A 19,019-nucleotide genomic window follows, 5' to 3' on the forward strand; every position below is an offset into this window, starting at 1 on the left:
GTCACGAAACGCGCTCAAACGAGCGGTTCGCCGTGGTTGTCAAGGACCGTCCGGACACAAAGATCTGCCTGGTCGATCACGCCGGATTCCCGTACCGTGTCCCTTGTCTGGGGCCTACTGGCATCCGGGCAGCGACCCGCCGCGGTGACCCCCAGCACGTGCGGCGGGTCGCGTCTTTTCCGCAGTCCACTTCGGATTCCACTTCGGACGACGGAGAAGTCGCGAATCCGCCGCTCGGGTGGGTTTTCCGGGTACGCCCGCACCACGAACGGGCAAGATCCTCACCGGTCGGCGGCCGGACCGGCATCATCGGAAGCCATGGACGGCGACTACGCGGCTCGGCGGGAAGTGCTCTGGGATCGGTGCGGGGAAAGCCTCATCGGCATCTTCAGCCCACGGCAGGTCCAGATGCTGCGCGAGCGCCTCGCGGACTACCAGGCCCGGGTGGAACGCGCGCTCGACAGCCTGGGCGACGACACGGTGATCGCGACGCTGCTGGCGACCGAAGCGGACCGGTTCCGGGTCAAGCTCGAACTGACCCGGGCCCGCATCATCTTCTTCCTCACCGATCTGCCCGAACACGGCGGTGTGGTCGAACTGCACGATTCGACGCACCGCATGGAGTGGGTCTGGATGCTTCAAGAGCTCCGCATCGCCGCCGCGTCCGCGTGGGAGGGCGGACTGCCGCTCGCACCGAATCCCGGCTGCGACACCGACGCCTCGGCCGAGTTCGCGGAATGGTCCTTCGCGGTCATCGCGGGGCTGATCACGGCTAGCGAACGTCCGCCCGTCCCCGACCTCCCCGAGCTGGACCGGCTCCCTGGCAACGCGGACATCGCCCGGCGCCTGCCGTGAGGGCCTCCTCACCGGCACCGGGCGGCCGGTGAGGAGGCCCTCACGGCCCTCTCCGTTCGGCGGGTTGAGCCTGATGAAGGTGACGTGAAGCCTCGCGGCGCAAGCTTGTCCACACGCGTGAACATCGTCGTCAGCTGCGAGGTGGCCATGGACCGGATCCGAGTGTTCGTCCAGACGTCCGACCCGATCACCAGGCTCGGCCTGGGTGATCTACTGCGGGACGCGCCGGAGATCGAGCTCACCGCCTCGCCGGATGCGGACGTCATCGTGCTGGCCGAGGACAGGATCGGCAGGCCCCAGCTCGGCGCGCTCTGGCGTGCCAGGCAGGAGGCGGAGGGCGGGTCCGTCCTGCGGGGTGTGCTCGTCACCCACCACTTCGACCCGGGGGACGTCCTGGCCGCCGTGCAGTACGGCGTGCTCGGTGTGCTGCCGGCGGCCCACGTCTCGGCGCACCGTCTCGTGTCGGTGCTCACCGGGGTCGTCGCGGGCCGGGCCTATCTGCCCCAGCACCTGCAGGCGGCGTTCCTCGAGCAGCTGCACCGCCTCCGCCACGAGCACCTGGCACCGCAGGGCCTCACCTTCAGCAGCTTCGACGCCCGCGAACTCGACGTGCTCAACCTGCTCTCCGAAGGATTCCGCACCGACGAGATCGCCACGAAACTCGCGTACTCCGAGGGCACGGTGAAGAGCGTCCTCTATGGACTTGTCACGCGGCTCAAGCTGAAGAACCGGACCCACGCGGTCGCCTACGCGATCCGGACGGGCGCGCTACGGGCCGAGGCGTCCCCTGCGACGTGGCCGGGCGGGCCCGCCTAGATGACGCCTGCCCGCATCGCGTACGCCACCGCGTGCGGGCGGTTGCGCAGCTGGATCCGCGTGGTGAGCGCGTAGATGATGTTCTTGACGGTGCGCTCGGAATAGCCGAGCTCCTTGCCGATCTCGTGGGTGTCGAGGCCGTCGGCCATCAGCCGCAGCACGTGGATCTCGCGGCTGGACAGGCCGGACGCGGTCATCCCCCGGCTCTCCAGCACCTCCCGGTGCAGCCGTTCGGTCTGCTCCAGCAGGTGCCCGAGCAGGTCCGCCGGGAGGTCCGCACCGCCGCTCGCGGCCGAAACGACGGCGCGGGCGAGCTTCTCCTCGCAGGCCGCGGCCCTGGACACGATCGCCACCACCCGGCATTCGAGGGCGGGCAGCAGATCGGCTTCCTTGATCTCGTTCGTGACCAGCACGATGGGCGCCCCGTCCTCGGTGGCCGCGGCCCGGAGCAGCCGCATCGCCTCGGCGGAGAGCCGCTCGACCGCGACGACCACAACGTCGACAGGCCCGGTTTCCCCGCCGTCCACCACGGACATCCGCGGCCTCGGCCGCAGCCCGGCCTTGACCCCGCTCTGCGTGATGGGGTCCGTCGCGTAGACCTTTACCCTGATCAGCTCCATGATGCCCTCCGAATGACGTCCCGGGGTCCTGCCGCGGACTTCATCATCGGCGGCGCGGCTTCATGATCTCTCTACGCGTCTCCACACGACTTCACGGCGTGACCGCTGGGCGGTGTGCCGCGATGATCGTTCGGGCACGATCGCCAAGACGTTCGGGCAGGGTGACTGCCGGTCACCGGTTGGTGGCGATAATCCGACATAATCCGGCTGAACCCGTCGAGGTAAGGATCACGATGACCCGCAAACGCGTGTTCTTCCCGGTCCTCGCGCTCACGGCCGCGACGGCCGTGCTCGCGAGTTCCTGCAGCTCGACCACCGAGGACAAGGTCACGCTCACGGTGGCCACGTTCGGCGAATTCGGCTACGAGCCGCTGTTCAAGCAGTACGAGAAGGACCACCCGAACATCCACGTCCAGGGCCGGGTCGCGGATTTCGACGCGCACAACAAGCAGCTCGTCACCGCGCTGGCCAGCGGGCGCGGCGCGGCCGACATCGAGGCGGTCGACGAGCAGTACATCCCGGTCATCCGGCAGTCCCCGGACAAGTTCGTCGACCTCGCGAGCTTCGGCGCGCAGCAGCTGAGTGCGCAGTGGGCCCCGTGGAAATGGGACCAGGGCGTGGCCAAGAACGGTTTCGTCCTCGGCCTCGGCACCGACATGGGCGGCCTCGCGATGTGCTACCGGCCCGATCTGCTCGCCAAGGCGGGGCTGCCGACCGATCGCGAACAGGTCGCGAAGCTCTGGCCGACGTGGGAGAAGTACGCCGAGGTCGCGGACAGGTTCACCGCGGCGAACACCGGCGCCAAGTTCGCCGACTCTGCGGGCACCATCTACACCGCGATGATCAACCAGGCGCCGGAGAACTACTTCGCCCGCGCGGACGACTCGTTCATCGCCGACAAGAACCCGAGCCTGAAGCACGCCTTCGACGTCGCGGGCGCCATCGGCGCCAAGGGCGAGACCGCCGGGGTGACGCCGTACACCCAGGAGTGGAACGTCGCGATCAAGCAGGGCTCGTTCGCCACGATCGCCTGCCCCGCCTGGCAGCTCAAGCAGATCAGCGAGGCGGGCGGCGAGCAGAACAAGGGCAAATGGGACGTGGCCACGGTGCCCGGCGGCAGCGGCAACAACGGCGGTTCGTTCCTCACCGTGCCGAAGCAGGGCAAGCACCCCAAGGAGGCGTACGACCTCGCCGCCTGGCTCACCGCCCCCGCGCAGCAGAAGCAGCTGTTCCTCTCGGCGGGCATCCTGCCGAGCGAGCCGTCCGTCTACCACGATCCCGAAGTGCTGAACAAGACCGACGCGTACTTCAGCAACGCACCGACCGGCCGGATCTTCGCCAGCTCGGCCGACGACCTCCGGCCCAACTACCGCGGCCTGCGCGACCGCGACGTGGCCCCGGAGTTCGGCAGGGCACTCGGCAGGGTGGAGAGCCGCAAGCAGGGTGCCGACGAGGCCTGGGGCCAAGCGGTGCAGGGCGCGCGCGGCGTGCTCAAGTAGCCTCGCGGTGATGCGGGCCCCGGCTTCCGAAGATCTCGAACAGCGCACCCCGGCGCCGCGGACCGCACGCCCCCGAGCACCTCGGGGCGTGCGGCTGCGCCGGGGTGCGCCGCTGTTGTTCGTGGTGCCGTTCCTGGTGATCCTCGTCGTCTTCGGGATCCTGCCGCTGCTGTTCCTGGCGTGGATCTCGCTGCACGACTGGCATCTGGTGAACGGCGACAAGGGCTTCGCCGGGCTCGGCAACTACGTCACCCTGCTGTCCGATCCGAACTTCTACAACGCGCTCGGCAACACGGTCGGGATCTTCTTCGAGGCCTCCGTCCCGCAGGTGGTGCTGGCACTCGGCATCGCCGCGCTGCTCAACCGCCCGCTGCGTGGCGGGCGGTTCTGGCGGACCGGCATCCTGCTGCCCAACGTCGTCTCGGTCGTCGCCGTCGCGCTGGTGTTCGGCCAGCTGTTCGGCCGCGACTACGGCATCGTGAACTGGCTGCTCGGCCTCGCCGGGATCGACCCGATCTCGTGGCAGTCCTCGGCCTGGTCCTCGCATCTGGCGATCGCGACGATGGTGATCTGGCGGTGGGCGGGGTACAACGCGCTGATCTACCTCGCCGCGATGCAGGCGGTGCCGAAGGAGCTCTACGAGGCGGCGGCACTGGACGGCGCGGGCCGCTGGCGGATGTTCTGGTCGGTCACCGTGCCCGGCATCCGGCCGACGATCCTGTTCACCGTGCTCACCTCGACCGTCGGCGGTCTCCAGCTGTTCACCGAACCGCAGCTGTTCGACGCCTCCGGGACGGCCGGGACCGGCGGCGACGACCGCCAGTTCCAGACCATCGTGATGTACCTGTACGAAAAGGGCATCGGCAATCTCGACGCCGGCTACTCGGCCGCGATCTCCTGGGTCGTGTTCGTGCTGTGCGTGGTCTTCGCGCTGGTCAACGTCCAGCTGGTCCGCAAGTTCGCCCGGGCGGCGTGAGGCTCATGGACTCCACCACCGCCCGCCACTGGCGCACCCTGCCCGCCTACTTCGCGCTCACCCTGGTCACGATCGCGTCGGTTTTCCCGCTGTACTGGTCGTTCGTGATGTCCACAAGCGACAACTCGGTGGTCGGCGACCGCACCCCGGCGCTGCTGCCCGGCGGTCATCTGCTGGACAACCTGAGCGCGGTGTTCGACACGGTCGACTTCTGGGGCGCCATCCGGAATTCGCTGATCGTGGCGGGCACCGTGGCCGTGTCCAACGTGGTGCTGGCCAGCCTCGCCGGGTTCGCCTTCGCGCGCCTGCGGTTCCCCGGCCGCAACTCGCTGTTCCTCGTGGTGATCGGCTCGATGATGGTGCCGGCCCAGCTCGGGGTGATCCCGCTGTACATCCTGGTCGGCGAACTCGGCTGGACGGGCAAGCTGCAGGCGGTCATCGTGCCCGGCCTGGTCAGCGCGTTCAGCGTGTTCTGGATGCGGCAGTCCTGCGAGGAGGCGGTGCCCGCCGAACTCGTCGACGCGGCGCGCGCCGACGGCTGCTCGCTGCTGGGGGTCTACTGGCACGTCGTGCTGCCCTCGCTGCGCCCGCAGGCCGCCGTGCTCGGGATGCTCTCGTTCATGACGGCGTGGAACGACTTCTTCTGGCCACTGATCGTGCTCAACCCCAACGAGACCCCCACCGTCCAGGTGGTTCTTTCCCAATTAGCCAGCGGTCGCTTCACTAATTACTCGCTCATGCTCACCGGAGCAACCCTGGGCGCCGTTCCGGTGATAACACTGTTCTTGCTGCTATCTCGAAGGGTGGTCGACGGCATGATCGGAGGAAGGTTGCATGCTTGACGGGAAGCCTGACATCTGGGGGCAGGCGACCGGTGTGCTGAACTTCCCGCGACGGTTCCTGTGGGGCGCCTCCACGGCGTCCTACCAGGTCGAGGGCGGGGTCACCGAGGGCGGGCGCGGTCCGTCCATCTGGGACGTGTTCGCCGGTCTTCCCGGGAAGATCCAGGACGGGGCCACCGGAGAGGTCGCCTGCGACCACTTCCACCGGTACCCGGAGGACGTCACCATCATGGCGGACCTCGGCCTGCCCGCGTACCGGTTCTCGGTCTCGTGGTCCCGCGTCATGCCGGACGGGAAAACCGTGTCCCGGCAGGGGCTCGATCACTATCGGCGTCTGGTGGACGAACTGCGCGGCCGGAACATCGAGCCCGTGCTCACCCTGTACCACTGGGATCTGCCCCAGGCGCTGGAGGACGAAGGCGGCTGGCGATCCCGCGAGACCGCCGACCACTTCGCGGCGTACGCGGCCACGGTGCACCAGGCGCTCGGCGACCGGGTGAACCAGTGGACCACGATCAACGAGCCGTTCTGCGCCGCGTTCCTCGGGTACGGCAGCGGCATTCACGCGCCAGGGCACACCGACCCGGCCGCGGCGCTCACCGCCGCGCACCATCTGCTGCTCGCGCACGGCAAGGCGATGGGTGCGCTGCGGGCGCAGTCCGCGCCCGGTCAGGAATTCTCACTGGCGCTCAACTTCTCACCCGCGCTCGCGGACGGGCACGGACCGGAACACGCCGATGCGGCGCGCAAGTTCGACGGGATCCACAACCGGTTCTTCCTCGATCCGGTGCTGGGCAAGGGATACCCGGAGGACGTCCTCGCCGACGTCGCGCACGTCGGCGGCCTCGAATCGGCCATCCGGGACGGAGATCTCGCGACGATCTCCGCCCCGATCGACTGGCTCGGGGTGAACTACTACGCGCCGACCAGGGTCGAGCCACTGGACGATCCGCACGCGCCGAGCAACTGCCCGCTGCCGGGGCTGCGCGGGATGGACGTGCTGCCCCCGCGCGGGCGGCTCACCGCGTTCGGCTGGGAACAGACGCCGAGCTCGCTGACCGAGCTGCTGCGCTGGCTGAACTGGCACACCGGTGGCCTGCCGCTCATCGTCGCGGAGAACGGCGCCGCGTTCGACGACTCCGTCGACGCGGACGACCGGGTCCGCGATCCGGACCGGGTCACCTACCTCGCCGAACACCTCCGCGCGGTGCACGCCGCGATCGACGGCGGCGCCGACGTGCGCGGCTATCTGGTGTGGTCGCTGCTGGACAACTTCGAGTGGTCGATGGGCTACTCGAAGCGGTTCGGCATCGTGCACGTCGACTTCGAGACGCAGCGGCGGACGCTCAAGGACAGCGCGTTCTTCTACCGCGACGTGATCGCGCGCAACGCCGTCCCCGCCGGGATCTGACCGAGGTGCCCGATCTCCTCGGCGACCCGGTCCCGCGAGGCGGTGCCGAGTTTGCCGAGGAGCCGGGCGACGTGGGCCTGCACGGTACGGCGCGGTAGCCCGAGCCGCATGGCGATGGCCGGGTTCGAATGCCCGGCGGCGACGAGCCGCGCGATGTCGATTTCCACCGGGGAAAGGGATTCCCAGCCGCGGCGGGACCGGGGCTGTGGCGCCGTCAGATCCCGGTGGACGCCGAAGGCCGCCAGGCGTTTGGTGGCGCGTTCGAGGTCCCAGGCCGCGGACAGGTCCGCGTAGTGGCCGGTGCTCTCGTCGAACGCGGCCCGCGCCGCGTCGAGGTCGCCGTGCCGGGCGAGCAGCACCGCGGCGTCCTCCAGCGCGGTGGCGAGTTCGACGACCCTGCCGACCCGGCGGTAGTGGCCGACGGCGGCCAGCACCGGCGCCGGTTCGCCGTCGATGAGGCCTCGGCACCACTGGGCCGCGGCCGCCGCCCGCGCACCGGGACGCTCCTTCGACGCCTCTTCCTCGCAGATCCACATCGCCCGGCGGACCTGAGCGCCCGCACCGGCGTCGAGCGCGAGCCGCACGACGAGAGGCAGCCACTGATGCCGCAGCATCATCGGGGAGAACTGCGGATTCAGCAGCGGCTCCAGCGTCTCCAGCGCCCGTCCGCCCTCCCCGCGCTGCTCGAACATCACCGCCTGGGCGACCAGCAGGAAATCGATGTTCTCCCGCTCGGCGCTGGTGGCCGGGGCGTACTCCTCGACGGCGTTGAGATGGCCCGACGCCTGGATGCGGTCACCGCGCCTGCCCGCGATGTACGCCGCGACGCCGTGCATCAGCAACGCGGCCGCCGGCGACTCGCGCAGGCCGTAGAAGGTGATCGCCGGGCCGTCCTCGGTCACCGAGTCCAGCTCGGCGAGCGCCTCGTTCCACCGCCCCGTCCAGTAGTTGTGCACCGCCGCCGGGACCTGCAGTTCGTTGCCGAGCGCGTGGCCGAGCGCGACCCGCCGGGCCACTCGCAGCGTTTCGTCCGCTTCGGCCAGCCGGTCCATGTTCTGCAGCGTGAACAACCGGTTGTCCAGCAGATCCAGTTCGAGTTCGGCGAGGTCATCCGCGTCCTCGACGACCGCGATCGCCCGGTCGATATGGGCCAGCGCGGCGCCGTGGTCGCGCCGGACCGACGCGACCAGCCACAGCGTCTGCCGGGCGTGCGCGGTGAGGTACCGGTCGCCACCCGCTGCCGCCAGCGCCCTGTGCCCGGCCTCCTCCGCGGCGTCGAGATCGTCGAGACCGCCGCGCCGGAAGTTCGCGAGCAGATGACGATGGCGGCGGCGCCAGAGTTCGGGGACGTCCGGATCGCCGAGCACCGACGCGACGATCCCGGTCGCGCTGCCGAGATCGCCGCCGCGGTAGCGCAGCACGGCGAGCAGGTGGTGCATTTCCGCGGCACGGTGGGGATCGGTGGTGATGGCCAGCGCGGCCCTCGCCTCGTTCTCCGGATGCCGGTCCAGCCGGAACAACACCCGGACCAGCGTCGTCGCCAGGATCTCGCGCCGCGGGTCCCGCAGCGGGCAGGCTTCCAGCGCGCGGGAGAGCAGCTCGGCGGCCAGCACCGGGGCCCGGGTGGCGACGTCCGCGCCGTGGTCGACCAGCCACTGCAGCATCCACGGGTCCGGGACCGGCGCGGCGACGACCTGCTCGGCCACCCGCGTCACCGAAGCGCCCACTGTGGACAGTGCCTCCGCGGCCTGGCGGTGCAGCGCGGCGCGGGCCCCGGCGGCGATCCCGTCGTAGAAAGCCTGACGCAGCAAGGGATGCCGGAACGCGAGATGGGTGTCGGAGTCGACGATGACGTTGGCGGCCACCGACTCCTCGAACGCCGTGACCAGCTCCGACGGCCGTTTGCCCACCACCGCGGCGATGTCGGTGACGGTGAACTCCGTCCCCAGCACCGCGGCCCAGCGCAGCATTTCCCTGGTCTCGTCGGAAAGCACGTCCAGGTTCCGGCGGATCGTGTCGACGAGGCCGCGCGGCGCGGTGTAGCTGTCGCTGTCCGCCAGATCCGCCACCCCGGCCACCGTGTGCAGCACGTCCTCGCGCACCAACGTGCCGGTGAGTTCGGTGATGTAGAGCGGATTCCCGGTGGTGCGCTCCACGAGATCCCGCAACTGCGGGCCCGGTTCCGCGCCCAGCAGGCGTTTCTCGAGTTCGATGCTCTGCTCGCCGGTGAGCGGGACGAGTTCGACGATGGTCCCGCCCCTGGCTTCGATCGCCTGGCGCAGCCGCACGATCTGGGCACTGCGCGGCACCGGGCGCGCCGCCGCGACGAGCAGCAACGGCAGCTGCCGCGTCGCGGCCGTCAACCGGTGCCACAGCAGGACACTCGCCTCGTCGGCCCACTGCATGTCGTCGACCACCAGCACGAGCGGGCCTCGCGCGCACAGCTCGTCGACCAGCGACAGCAGCCTGCCCACCGTGACCGACGCCGGATCGGGCTCACCCCACGCGCCCCGCCGCTCCTGGAACAGCGCGGGCGACGGGGTGTCGATGCCGAGACAGCTCAGCATGACCTGCAACGGAATCCGCCCGGACAGCTCGTCGGCCAGCACCCAGCCGATCTGGCAGCCCCGGGCGGGGACGTCCGCGAGCACGCGCGTCAGCAGCTCGGACTTGCCGATCCCGAACTGCCCCTCGATCCACGCCGCGCCGCCCCTGCCGTCGCAGACGTCGTCGACAAGGCCACGCAGCCGGCCCAGTTCCGTTTCCCGGCCGACGAACACGGTGTCCACATCGGACTCCAGCCGCCGCGCGACCTGGGCGGGCAGGACGAGCAGCCGCTCGGGACCCGCCGGGGTGGCGGCTGGCGGCGGGGTGGCGGTGAGTTCGGGGTCCTGGGCGAGAATCCTGGCGTGCAGCCGCTGGAGATCGGGGCCGGGTTCGGCGCCGAGCTCCTCGATCAGCCGGGCACGCGCGGCCCGGAACGCCTCCAGCGCCTCGGCGTGCTGGCCGTTGTGGTGGAGCGCGAGCATCTGCAGTTCCCGGAGCCGCTCGCGCAGCGGGTACTCGTGGACGAGCGCGCCGAGTTCCGCGCCGAGACCGGCGCTTTCGCCGAGTTCCAGCAACGCCTCGGCACGCAGTTCGTAGGCGACGAGCCGGAGTTCCCCCAGCCTGGCCCGTTCCTGCTCGGCGTACGGGCCGGGGATGCCGGACAGCGGATCGCCGTGCCACAGGCCGAGCGCCTTGTCGAGCGCGGCGACCGCTTCTCCCGCGTCCGCCCCGGCCTGGATGCTTCCGATCAGCCGCTCGAACTCCAGCGCGTCGACGCTCTCGGGCTCGACGCGCAGTGTGTAGCCGCTCGGCCCGCTGGTCAGCAGATCGCTCGCCCCCCATCGGTCACGATCGGGTTCGAGAGCACGCCGCAGACCGGAGACGTACGTGTGCACGCTGCCGTTGACGCTCGCGGGTGGTTGTTCGCCCCACACCGCCGACACCAGCTCGTCACGGGTCACCAGCCGGCCCGCCCGCAGCGCGAGCACGGCCAGCACGGCACGCTGCCGGGCGGGGCCGAGCGCCAGCGCGGTCTCCCCGCGCGCCACGCTCACCGGCCCGAGCACCCCGACGCGCAGCCCGTCACCGCTGGTCGGCATCGTCGTTCCTGTCACCCATGGCCTGGTTCCGTGCTGGCACTGCCGTGCGCGGCCGCCGCGGCGGGAGCCTCGGGACAGCCGCTCAGTGAGCGTAGCGTCTCACCGAGCCGCCGGATGTCCCACTCCGCGCCGATGACGTGGTAGCGCTCGACGGCCTCGTCGTGGGCCGCGGCCGCCTCCTCCGACCGGCCGTGCCTGGCCAGCAGCCAGGCGGCGTCCGCGGTGGCGTGGGCGGCCAGCAGGTCGAGCCCGCCGAGCACGTCGCACCGGGCCGCGGCGTCCCGCACCCGCTCGGGGACCTCGTCGACGATCCCGAAGCAGTACTCGCGCAGCATCTCCTGCTCGGCGGAGAGCTGTTCGCCCGGCCGGGAGCCGACGAGCAGCCGCACCCGGTCCAGCCGCGCGCGGTCACCACTGCGCAGGGCGAGCCCCGCCAGCCGCGGCAGCCACCGCGACCACGGGAACAACCGGCGGGCGACCGGCGAAAACACGTCGGTGGCCTCCCGCGCTCGCCCGGACCGCTCGGCCAGCATCGACCTCGCCATCAGGAGCGCCTGCAGGAAACTGTCGTCGTCCCTGACGTACGCCTCGGACGCGAGACGCTCGTACTCCGCCGCGACGTCCCAGTCGTCCCGGTGCGCGGCGAGGATCGCGACGAAGGCGTACACCACCCCCGCGCTGTACTGCAGCACGTAGGACGGCCTCGCCGGATCCTCGACAAGGAGTACTTCCGCCTCGATCTCCGCCCTGGTCCAGTCCCCCGCCCAGTACAGCTGCCCCGCGTTCACGCGGTGGACCTCGGCGGGCAGGGCCCGGTACGGGGCCATCCGCCAGGTCGCGGGCACGTCGAGGACGCCGGGCGCACCGAACTCGGCGGCGGATTCGTCGTCGAGGAGCCGGAACCCGGCGATCCCGGGGGTCACGGCTTCCGGGGGCGAATGCGCCCAGCTGACGACGTGTGCGGGCGTCCGCGGCTGCGGTTCGTCGGACAACCTCGCGAGCAGCCGCTCGTGCCGGACGAGCCACCGCTCCTGGCCCCGGTCGTCGGCGAGCGCGCCGGTCACCTGCCGCAACGCCTCGTCGATCTGGTTCCGGCGGTACGCGACATAGCCGAGTATCCAGCGCATCTCGGCGGCCAGCTCGGGATCGGCCGTCCTGGCCAGCACCGAACCGGCCTCCGGGCCGGGATCCCGGCCCAGCCAGAACAGCAGCCGGGCGAGCATCGCGGTGAGCGTTTCGTGGACGTCGGGTGTCAGCGAGCCGAGACCGAGCAGTGGTCGCAAAAGCTCGACGGCGAGTTCGGGCCGCTCTTCCGCGACCACGCCGGCGTAGTCCGTCAGCCAGGTCTCGCCCCAGGGGATCGTCGCGGGCGACGCCGCGGCGAGCTGCTCGGCGACCCGCACCGCGGACGCGCCGGAGGCGATCAGCGTCTCCGCGATCTGCTGGTGCAGCGCGACTCGCATGGCTCCCGGCGTCTTCTCGTACAACGCGGTCCGCACCAGTGGGTGCCGGAACCACAGCGCGTCGCCCGCCCCGTCGAGTACACCCGCGTCGCGCGCCTCCCCGATCCGTTCGGCCAGCTGCGCGGACGGCTGCCCGGTCGTCACGGCGAGTTCCCCGACGGTGAAGCCGCTCCCGAGTACCGCCGCCCGCTGCAGGACCGCGCGGGCGGGCGCGGACAGGAAGGTGAGGTAGTCGTTGACCCAGCCGACGAGCCGTCGCCCCGGATGGTCTCCCGGCTCGGCGAAGCCGGCGACGATCTCCCTGATGTAGCAAGGGTTTCCGGCAGCGGCGTCGACTTCCTTCCGCTGCCGCGCCGACAGCGGGGCGCCCGCGAGCCGCGCCGCGAGCCGGTAGCCGTCGGCACCGGGGAGCGGACCGGGACGCAGCGTCCTGCCCTGGGCCGTCCGCTGCCGAAGTCCTTCGCGTGCCTCGGAACGCGGGACCGGCCTGCTCGCGGTGACGAGCAGCAACGGCATTCGCCCGGTGAGCGCGGCGAGGTCCTCCCAGACCCGGACGGTCTCTTCGTCCGCCCACTGGAAGTCGTCGCCGACGAGGATGAGCGGGCCTTCGCCGCACAGCCGGGTCACGACCTCGGGCACCTGCTCGGCGTCGAGCCCCGCCGAGCCGCCTTCCTCGCTGAGACAGTCGTTGATCAGCCGCAACGGGATGTGGCTGTCCAGTTCGTGGGCGGTCGCCCAGCGCAGCCGCGGTGCGCCGGGCAGCGGGCCGCCCAGCGCCTCGGCGAGCAGCGCCGACTTCCCGATCCCCGGCTCGCCCTCGATCCACACCGTGCCACCGCGCCCGTCGAGAACCTCGGCGACCGCGGTGCGCAGCAGTTCCAGCTCACGGTCCCGGCCGACGTGGAAGTCCGGCCGTTCGGGCCGCCACACCGGGAACGTGTGCTCCGGGGCCTTGTGCGCGCCGAGCAGGTGCTCGTGCAGCCTGCGCAGCTCCGGACCCGGCTCGATCCCCGACGCCTCCACCAGGTTCGCGCTGGTCGCCTCGAACACGTCGAGTGCCTCGGCGGTCCGGCCGGCGTCGGCCAGCGCGCGCATCAGCAAAGCGGGCGGTTTCTCCCGAAGCGGATATTCGCGGCAAAGCGCGCCGAGTTCGTCGACGAGTTCCGCGTGCCGCCCGAGTTCGAGCAGGATCTCCGCCCGGCTTTCCACGACGGTCAGCCGCAGCTCCGCCAGCCTCGCCCGCTGTGCCCGCGCGAACGGCCCGGGAACCCCGGACAGCACGTCGCCGGCGTACAGGGCCAGCGCCGCGTCGAGATCGGCCACCGCGGCGAGGGGCTCGCCCGCGTTGCGCTGCCGCACCGCGTCCGCCCGCAACGCGTCGAACCGGTGCACGTCGACGCTGTCCCGGTCGATCCGCAGCGAGTAGCCCGACCCCGTCGAAGCGAGTACGCCGCCGCCGGACCGGGGAGCCTGGTCGGGATCGACGGCCCTGCGGAGGCCCGAAACGTAGGTGTAGATACTGCCGCTCGCGCTGGTCGGGGGCTCGTCGCCCCACAGCGCGTCGACGAGTTCGTGCCGGGAAACCGTGTCACCGGCGGAAAAGGCGAGTACGGCGAACACCGCGCGCCGGTGCGCCGAGCCGAGGTCGATTTCGGTGCCGGCACGCCAGGCACGGACCGAGCCGAGGACCTGCACCCGCAGCTCGGTTTCCGTGTCAACCATCCTTGTCTCCGTCGTACCGGAATACGGTGCCGTGCCGAACCTTGCCGATGCCGGGGCGATGGTTCACGGGGGCACACTACCGGCCCCATTGGTGCAATGCCCTGGCGCGGGCAGGCATTCCCGATTTCGTCCCGGCGGGCAGGAACGGCCACGCAAGACATTTCCAAAAGTGTCTCATCGCACGTTTGAGAATGGTCGCGGCCGATCGGCGCAGGTTATCCGGCCGATCGCCCGGGATCCTCCGGCGGATGCGTCCCGTGCGAACCGATCCAGACCGCCCCGGCCTCGAGCCGTCCGGCCACCGCGGCCGCGCGGCCGGGGTCCGCGCCGAACACGGACGCGCCCAGCCGGTACGGGGACGCGTTGGCGGCCTTGATCGCGTCGTCCACGTCGGTGTAGGTGATCACCGGCAGTACCGGCCCGAACTGGTCCTCGTCCACGACCCGGACGCCATCGGTGACGTCGGCGAGGATCGCCGGCGCGGCGAAGTAGCCTGGACGGTCCAGTTGACTTCCACACGCCGTGACGACAGCGCGGTGCGCGCGGGCGTCCGCGACGAGGTCGACGATGCGGTCGAACTGCTGGCGGGTGCCGACCGGCGCGAGTTCGGCGTGCTCCGCGGTGCGGGCGAGTTCGGTGAGCGCCTCGACGAACGCCTGCTGGAGCGACGCCGGGACGTACACCCGCTTGGGCCCCACGCACACCTGCCCGAGGTTGCGGAACGCCGCCGCGAACACCTCGCCCGCGACACGCCCAGGGTCCGCGTCGTCGAGTACCAGCACGGGGTCGTTGCCGCTGAGGTCGAGAGTGAGCCGCTTCGTGTCCGCGGCGGCCACGACCTTCTTCCCGGTGGCGACCGAGCCGGTGAAACCGACCTCGCGCACGAGCGGATGCGCGACGAGCCTCGCGCCGAGAGGATCGCTGCCGGAAACGACGTTGAGGACGCCCGGCGGGAGCACGAGACGCAGCAGTTCACCGGCCATCAGCGCGGAAAGCGGGGCGTGCGGCGAAGGCTTCCACACCACGGTGCCCCCGGATCGCAGCGCGGGGGCGATACTCGCGAACGCGATACTCAGCGGGAAGCTCCACGGCGTGATGACCGCGATCGGCCCCAGTGCTTCACGCTCGGCCGGGTTTTCCGCGTAGTACTGCGCGTATCGGGCCGCGACGGCGACCTCGTCGAGTGCGTCGGGGAGTGACTTTCCTTGCTCCGCGGAGAGAAGGGCGGCCAAGTCGTCGGCCGAGTCCGCGAGCGTCTCCGCGAGCGCTCCGAGCGCACCACGCCGGACGTCGTCGTCGGTGCGCCATTCCGTGCGGAACGTCCGATCGGCGGCGGCGACGGCGGCATCGAGTGCCTCGGGCGTCGTCTCCGGCGCCATGGCGAACACCCTGCCCGTCGCCGGGCCGATGACGCCGAACTCCCCGTCGTGGCCACCCGCCGCGCCGTCGACCGTGCTCGTCAGCTCGGCGGTGAGCCCGAGCGGGGACACCGTGCCTTCGCTCATGCGATGGCCTCGCTTCGCGAGACTGTGTTGAATTCTTTTTGGCGCATGATGTCCATGATTCGCTCGCAAGCTTCGCTCATGCGCGCCCTCCCCGGTTCCGGTTCCCCACCGTAGCCCCCGCCCGTCCGCCGCCCGGCGCGGTGCCCGCACGTGCTGAAGGACGCCTTCGGTGCACTGGCCGTGCTGAAGGACGCCATCAGCGCACCCAACGCACTGAAAGCGTCCTTCCGCACCTGCCCGCCCCCGAGCCCGCAGGCGTCCACTGTGGAAACCGCGGGCGACGCGCGGTTGCGCTGTGCACCCGGGTCGGCCAGCCTGACGGCATCATGATTGACATCTCCGAGCGGGCCGCCACGTCGCGGCACAGATCACGGCTGAGCGCCGTGCCCAAGGTGTTCGCCGTCGCGCTGGGCGTGCTGGCGGCACTCTGCGTCCTCGCCGCGCTGAACGCCGCCGTCGGCCGCGGGGTCCAGCCGCTGCGGGAGTTCATCGACGAGGCGGTCTTCCCCGCGCCGGCGAACATCGCCTACGGCCTGTTCCTCGCGGTGCTGGCCGGCGCGATCTCCCGCCGCAAGCGCGCGGCCCGCACCATCATGATCTGCCTGCTGCTGGTCCAGGCGACACTCACCGCGCTGACGATCCTGCTGTTCACCCTGGCGCCGGACGGGGAACTGGTCGACGACGACGGGGAACCGCTGACGCTGTCGGGCTGGGACACCTGGTCGCTGTGGCAGTCCTTCGTGATCGCCGTCCTCGCCGTCACGGTGCTGATAGCGGCGCGGCGCGAGTTCTACGGCCGGACCCGGAAAGCCGCGCTGCGCAAGGCGATCCTGCTCTTCGCGGGACTGCTCGGGATCTCGGTCCTGCTCGGCGGCCTGCTGGTCCAGGTGTTCCCCGGCTCGCTGCGTTCGGCGAGCGACCGGTGGAGCTGGGCGGTCGAGAAGGTCATCGGCGGCGCGATCCGGCTGGACATCACCCGCGTCGGCAACGCGCCGGGCTGGGTGGCCGTGATCGTGTCGCTGTTCGGAGCGGTGTCGATGTTCGCCGCCCTGCTGTGGACACTGCGTTCGCAGCGCACCGCGTCGATGCTCACCGCCGGCGACGAGGTCGCCATCCGCGGCCTGCTCGCCGCGCACGGCGAACGCGACTCGCTGGGCTACTTCGCCACCCGCCGGGACAAGGCGGCGGTGTTCGCGCCGTCCGGCGAGGCGGCCGTCACCTACCGGGTCGTGGCCGGTGTCTGCCTCGCCAGCGGCGACCCGATCGGTGACCCCGAGGCCTGGGACGGCGCCATCTCCCGCTGGCTGGCGATGTGTGCCGAGTTCACCTGGAGCCCGGCGGTGATGGGCGCGGGCGAAGAGGCCGCCGAGGCCTACGTGCGGGCCGGACTGAAGGCGATCGAACTCGGTGACGAGGCGATCCTCGACGTCGCCGACTTCACCCTGACCGGCCCGGACATGCGCCCGGTGCGCCAGGCCGTCACACGGATCGAACGCGCCGGGTACACCGCGCGGATCCGGCGGCACGCCGACATCCCGGCCGAGCAGCTCACCGCCGCGACGGAACTGGCCGAACGCTGGCGCGACACCGACACCGAACGCGGGTTCTCCATGGCGCTCGGGCGGATGAACGATCCCGTCGACGGACGCTGCGTGCTGGTCGAGGCGGTCGACGCCGACGGGCACGTCCGGGCCCTGCTTTCGTTCGCGCCGTGGGGAAAGGCCGGGCTGTCGCTCGACCTCATGCGCCGCGACCGGAACGCGGACAACGGCCTGATGGAGTTCATGGTCGCCGCGCTCGCCGCGGGCGCACCTGCCATCGGGGTGCGGCGGATCTCGCTCAACTTCGCGGTGTTCCGCGCGGTGTTCGAGGAGGGCGCCCGGATCGGCGCCGGGCCGATCCTGCGGGTCTGGCGGCGGCTCCTGCTGTTCTTCTCCCGCTGGTGGCAGCTCGAATCGCTGTACCGGTCGAACGTCAAGTACCGGCCGCACTGGGAACCCCGGTTCCTCATCTTCGGCGACCGCCGCGACCTGGCCAGGGTCGGCCTCGCCTCGGCCATCGCGGAAGGCTTCCTCGGCCGCGGCACCAACATCCCGGCCCGCGCGGGCGACACGGCGCTGCTCTCCGCGATCGAGGCCGCCGAAGCCGCCGCGAAGGTCGTGAACGACCATGTCGCCCCGGTGCCGGAACAAACCCGGATCCGGCTGGACAAACTCACCGAACTACGCACCCGCGGCGTCGACCCGTACCCCGTCGGCGTGCCACGGGACACCACGCTGGCCGAGGTCGTCCGGCGTTTCCCCGATCTCGCCCCCGACACCCGCACCGGGAAACGCGTCGCCGTCACGGGCCGCGTCATGTTGCTGCGCGACCACGGCAAGCTGTGCTTCGCGACGCTGCGGGACTGGTCCGGCGACCTTCAGGTGATGCTCGCCGAACCCGGCACCGCCGCGGAAACGCTCCGCGACTGGCGGGCCGACGTCGACATCGGCGACCACGTCGCGGTCCAGGGCGAGGTCGTCACGACCCGGCGCGGCGAGTTGTCCGTGCTCGTCGAACACTGGGAGCTGGCGTCGAAATGCCTGCACCCGCTGCCCGACAAACGCGCCGGGCTGACCGATCCCGAGGCCAGGGTCCGCCGTCGCTACGTGGACCTGGTCGTCCGTCCCGAGGCCCGCGAACTGCTCCGGGCACGCGGGGCCGCGGTGCAGGCGCTGCGGACGACGCTGCTCGGCCGCGACTACCTCGAAGTCGAAACCCCGATGCTGCAACCGGTGCACGGCGGCGCCAACGCGCGTCCGTTCCGGACCCACATCAACGCCTACGACATGGGGCTCTACCTGCGCATCGCGCCCGAGCTGTACCTGAAGCGGCTGTGTGTCGGCGGAGTCGAGCGGGTCTTCGAACTCGGCCGCACGTTCCGGAACGAAGGCGTGTCCTACAAGCACAATCCCGAGTTCACGATGCTGGAGGCCTACGAGGCGTACGCCGACTACCACGTCATGCGCGAGCGCTGTCAGGAACTGATCAAGGCCGCCGCACACGCCGCCCACGGCCGCGAAGCCGCGCTGGGTGAGGAAGAACTGGATCTCAGCGGCGATTGGCCGGTCATTCCGGTCCACACCGCCATTTCCGGCGCACTCGGCGAAGAAATCACCACGGCCACCCCGGAAACCCGGCTACGACAGCTGTGCGACGCCGCCGGGATCACCCACAATCCACAGTGGACACGCGGCGCGGTGGTGCTCGAACTGTACGAACGACTCGTCGAGGAGCAGACGACCGGGCCGGTCTTCTACACCGACTTCCCCGCCGACGTCTCGCCGCTGACCCGGCCCCATCGCGAGGATCCGGCGCTGGCCGAGCGCTGGGACCTGGTCATCCGGGGCACCGAGATCGCCACCGCGTACTCCGAACTCGTCGACCCCGTCGAGCAACGGCGGCGGCTGGTCGCCCAGTCCCTGCTCGCGGCGGGCGGCGACGCCGAGGCGATGGAGGTCGACGAGGACTTCCTGACCGCGCTCGAATACGCGATGCCGCCGTCGGGCGGCCTCGGCATGGGCGTCGACCGGCTGGTCATGCTGCTGACCGGAACCACGATCCGCGACACCCTCGCCTTCCCGCTCGTCCGCCCGGAGTGACCGGGAGGACGAGCGGGAAGAA

General features: G+C 71.0%; 12 protein-coding genes. 8 read left to right on the top strand and 4 right to left on the bottom strand.

Annotated features, from left to right (window positions below; translation table 11 throughout):
* Positions 1–318: 318 nt before the first annotated feature.
* Together ACFW0G_RS28190 and ACFW0G_RS28195 are read left to right on the top strand one after the other, a co-directional pair.
* Entirely contained in the window at positions 319–855 is a 537-nt protein-coding gene (locus ACFW0G_RS28190) for a hypothetical protein (RefSeq protein ID WP_378328431.1), read from the top strand.
* A gap of 105 nt (positions 856–960) precedes the next feature.
* Entirely contained in the window at positions 961–1,671 is a 711-nt protein-coding gene (locus ACFW0G_RS28195) for a LuxR C-terminal-related transcriptional regulator (protein WP_378328432.1), read from the top strand.
* Here the strand turns inward: ACFW0G_RS28195 and ACFW0G_RS28200 are convergent.
* Positions 1,668–2,291 (bottom strand): LuxR C-terminal-related transcriptional regulator, encoded by a 624-nt coding sequence (locus ACFW0G_RS28200; protein WP_378328433.1) that lies wholly within the window; start codon positions 2,289–2,291, stop codon positions 1,668–1,670. The genes ACFW0G_RS28195 and ACFW0G_RS28200 overlap by 4 nt on opposite strands.
* A 233-nt stretch (positions 2,292–2,524) precedes the next feature.
* Here ACFW0G_RS28200 and ACFW0G_RS28205 point away from each other — a divergent pair, with 233 nt between their 5' ends.
* Genes ACFW0G_RS28205 through ACFW0G_RS28220 form a run of 4 tightly spaced genes read left to right on the top strand, consistent with a single transcriptional unit; the run spans position 2,525 to position 7,019 of the window.
* Positions 2,525–3,790: an ABC transporter substrate-binding protein gene (locus ACFW0G_RS28205; RefSeq protein ID WP_378328434.1), complete on the top strand. Its 1,266-nt coding sequence runs from the start codon at positions 2,525–2,527 to the stop codon at positions 3,788–3,790.
* A 10-nt stretch (positions 3,791–3,800) separates the two neighbouring features.
* A complete protein-coding gene (locus ACFW0G_RS28210) occupies positions 3,801–4,766 on the top strand; it encodes a carbohydrate ABC transporter permease (RefSeq protein WP_378328435.1) in 966 nt (321 codons plus the stop codon).
* Positions 4,767–4,771: 5 nt separating this feature from the next.
* Entirely contained in the window at positions 4,772–5,608 is an 837-nt protein-coding gene (locus ACFW0G_RS28215) for a carbohydrate ABC transporter permease (RefSeq protein ID WP_378328436.1), read from the top strand.
* Positions 5,601–7,019, top strand: coding sequence for a GH1 family beta-glucosidase (locus ACFW0G_RS28220; RefSeq protein ID WP_378328437.1), 1,419 nt, complete (start codon positions 5,601–5,603; stop codon positions 7,017–7,019). Before ACFW0G_RS28215 ends, ACFW0G_RS28220 begins: the two co-directional genes overlap by 8 nt.
* Here ACFW0G_RS28220 and ACFW0G_RS28225 read toward each other — a convergent pair.
* The 3 genes from ACFW0G_RS28225 to ACFW0G_RS28235 all read right to left on the bottom strand — a co-directional run bounded on the left by ACFW0G_RS28225 (position 6,974) and on the right by ACFW0G_RS28235 (position 15,356).
* Complete coding sequence (locus tag ACFW0G_RS28225) at positions 6,974–10,666, bottom strand: BTAD domain-containing putative transcriptional regulator (protein ID WP_378328438.1); 3,693 nt, start codon at positions 10,664–10,666, stop codon at positions 6,974–6,976. The genes ACFW0G_RS28220 and ACFW0G_RS28225 overlap by 46 nt on opposite strands.
* Positions 10,667–10,677: 11 nt before the next feature.
* Entirely contained in the window at positions 10,678–13,851 is a 3,174-nt protein-coding gene (locus tag ACFW0G_RS28230) for a BTAD domain-containing putative transcriptional regulator (RefSeq protein ID WP_378328439.1), read from the bottom strand.
* 215 nt (positions 13,852–14,066) lie between these two features.
* Entirely contained in the window at positions 14,067–15,356 is a 1,290-nt protein-coding gene (locus ACFW0G_RS28235) for an aldehyde dehydrogenase family protein (RefSeq protein WP_378328440.1), read from the bottom strand.
* Positions 15,357–15,506: 150 nt separating this feature from the next.
* Between ACFW0G_RS28235 and ACFW0G_RS28240 the strand changes: the two genes are divergently transcribed.
* Together ACFW0G_RS28240 and lysX are read left to right on the top strand one after the other, a co-directional pair.
* Positions 15,507–15,686, top strand: a complete 180-nt coding sequence (locus ACFW0G_RS28240; RefSeq protein WP_378328441.1) for a hypothetical protein — start codon at positions 15,507–15,509, stop codon at positions 15,684–15,686.
* On the top strand, positions 15,683–18,997 hold the full coding sequence (gene lysX, locus ACFW0G_RS28245; RefSeq protein WP_378328442.1) for a bifunctional lysylphosphatidylglycerol synthetase/lysine--tRNA ligase LysX: 3,315 nt from the start codon (positions 15,683–15,685) through the stop codon (positions 18,995–18,997). Before ACFW0G_RS28240 ends, lysX begins: the two co-directional genes overlap by 4 nt.
* Positions 18,998–19,019 lie beyond the last annotated feature (22 nt).

The sequence above is a fragment of the Amycolatopsis sp. NPDC058986 genome (assembly GCF_042741125.1).
In the GTDB taxonomy this organism is placed as follows: domain Bacteria; phylum Actinomycetota; class Actinomycetes; order Mycobacteriales; family Pseudonocardiaceae; genus Amycolatopsis.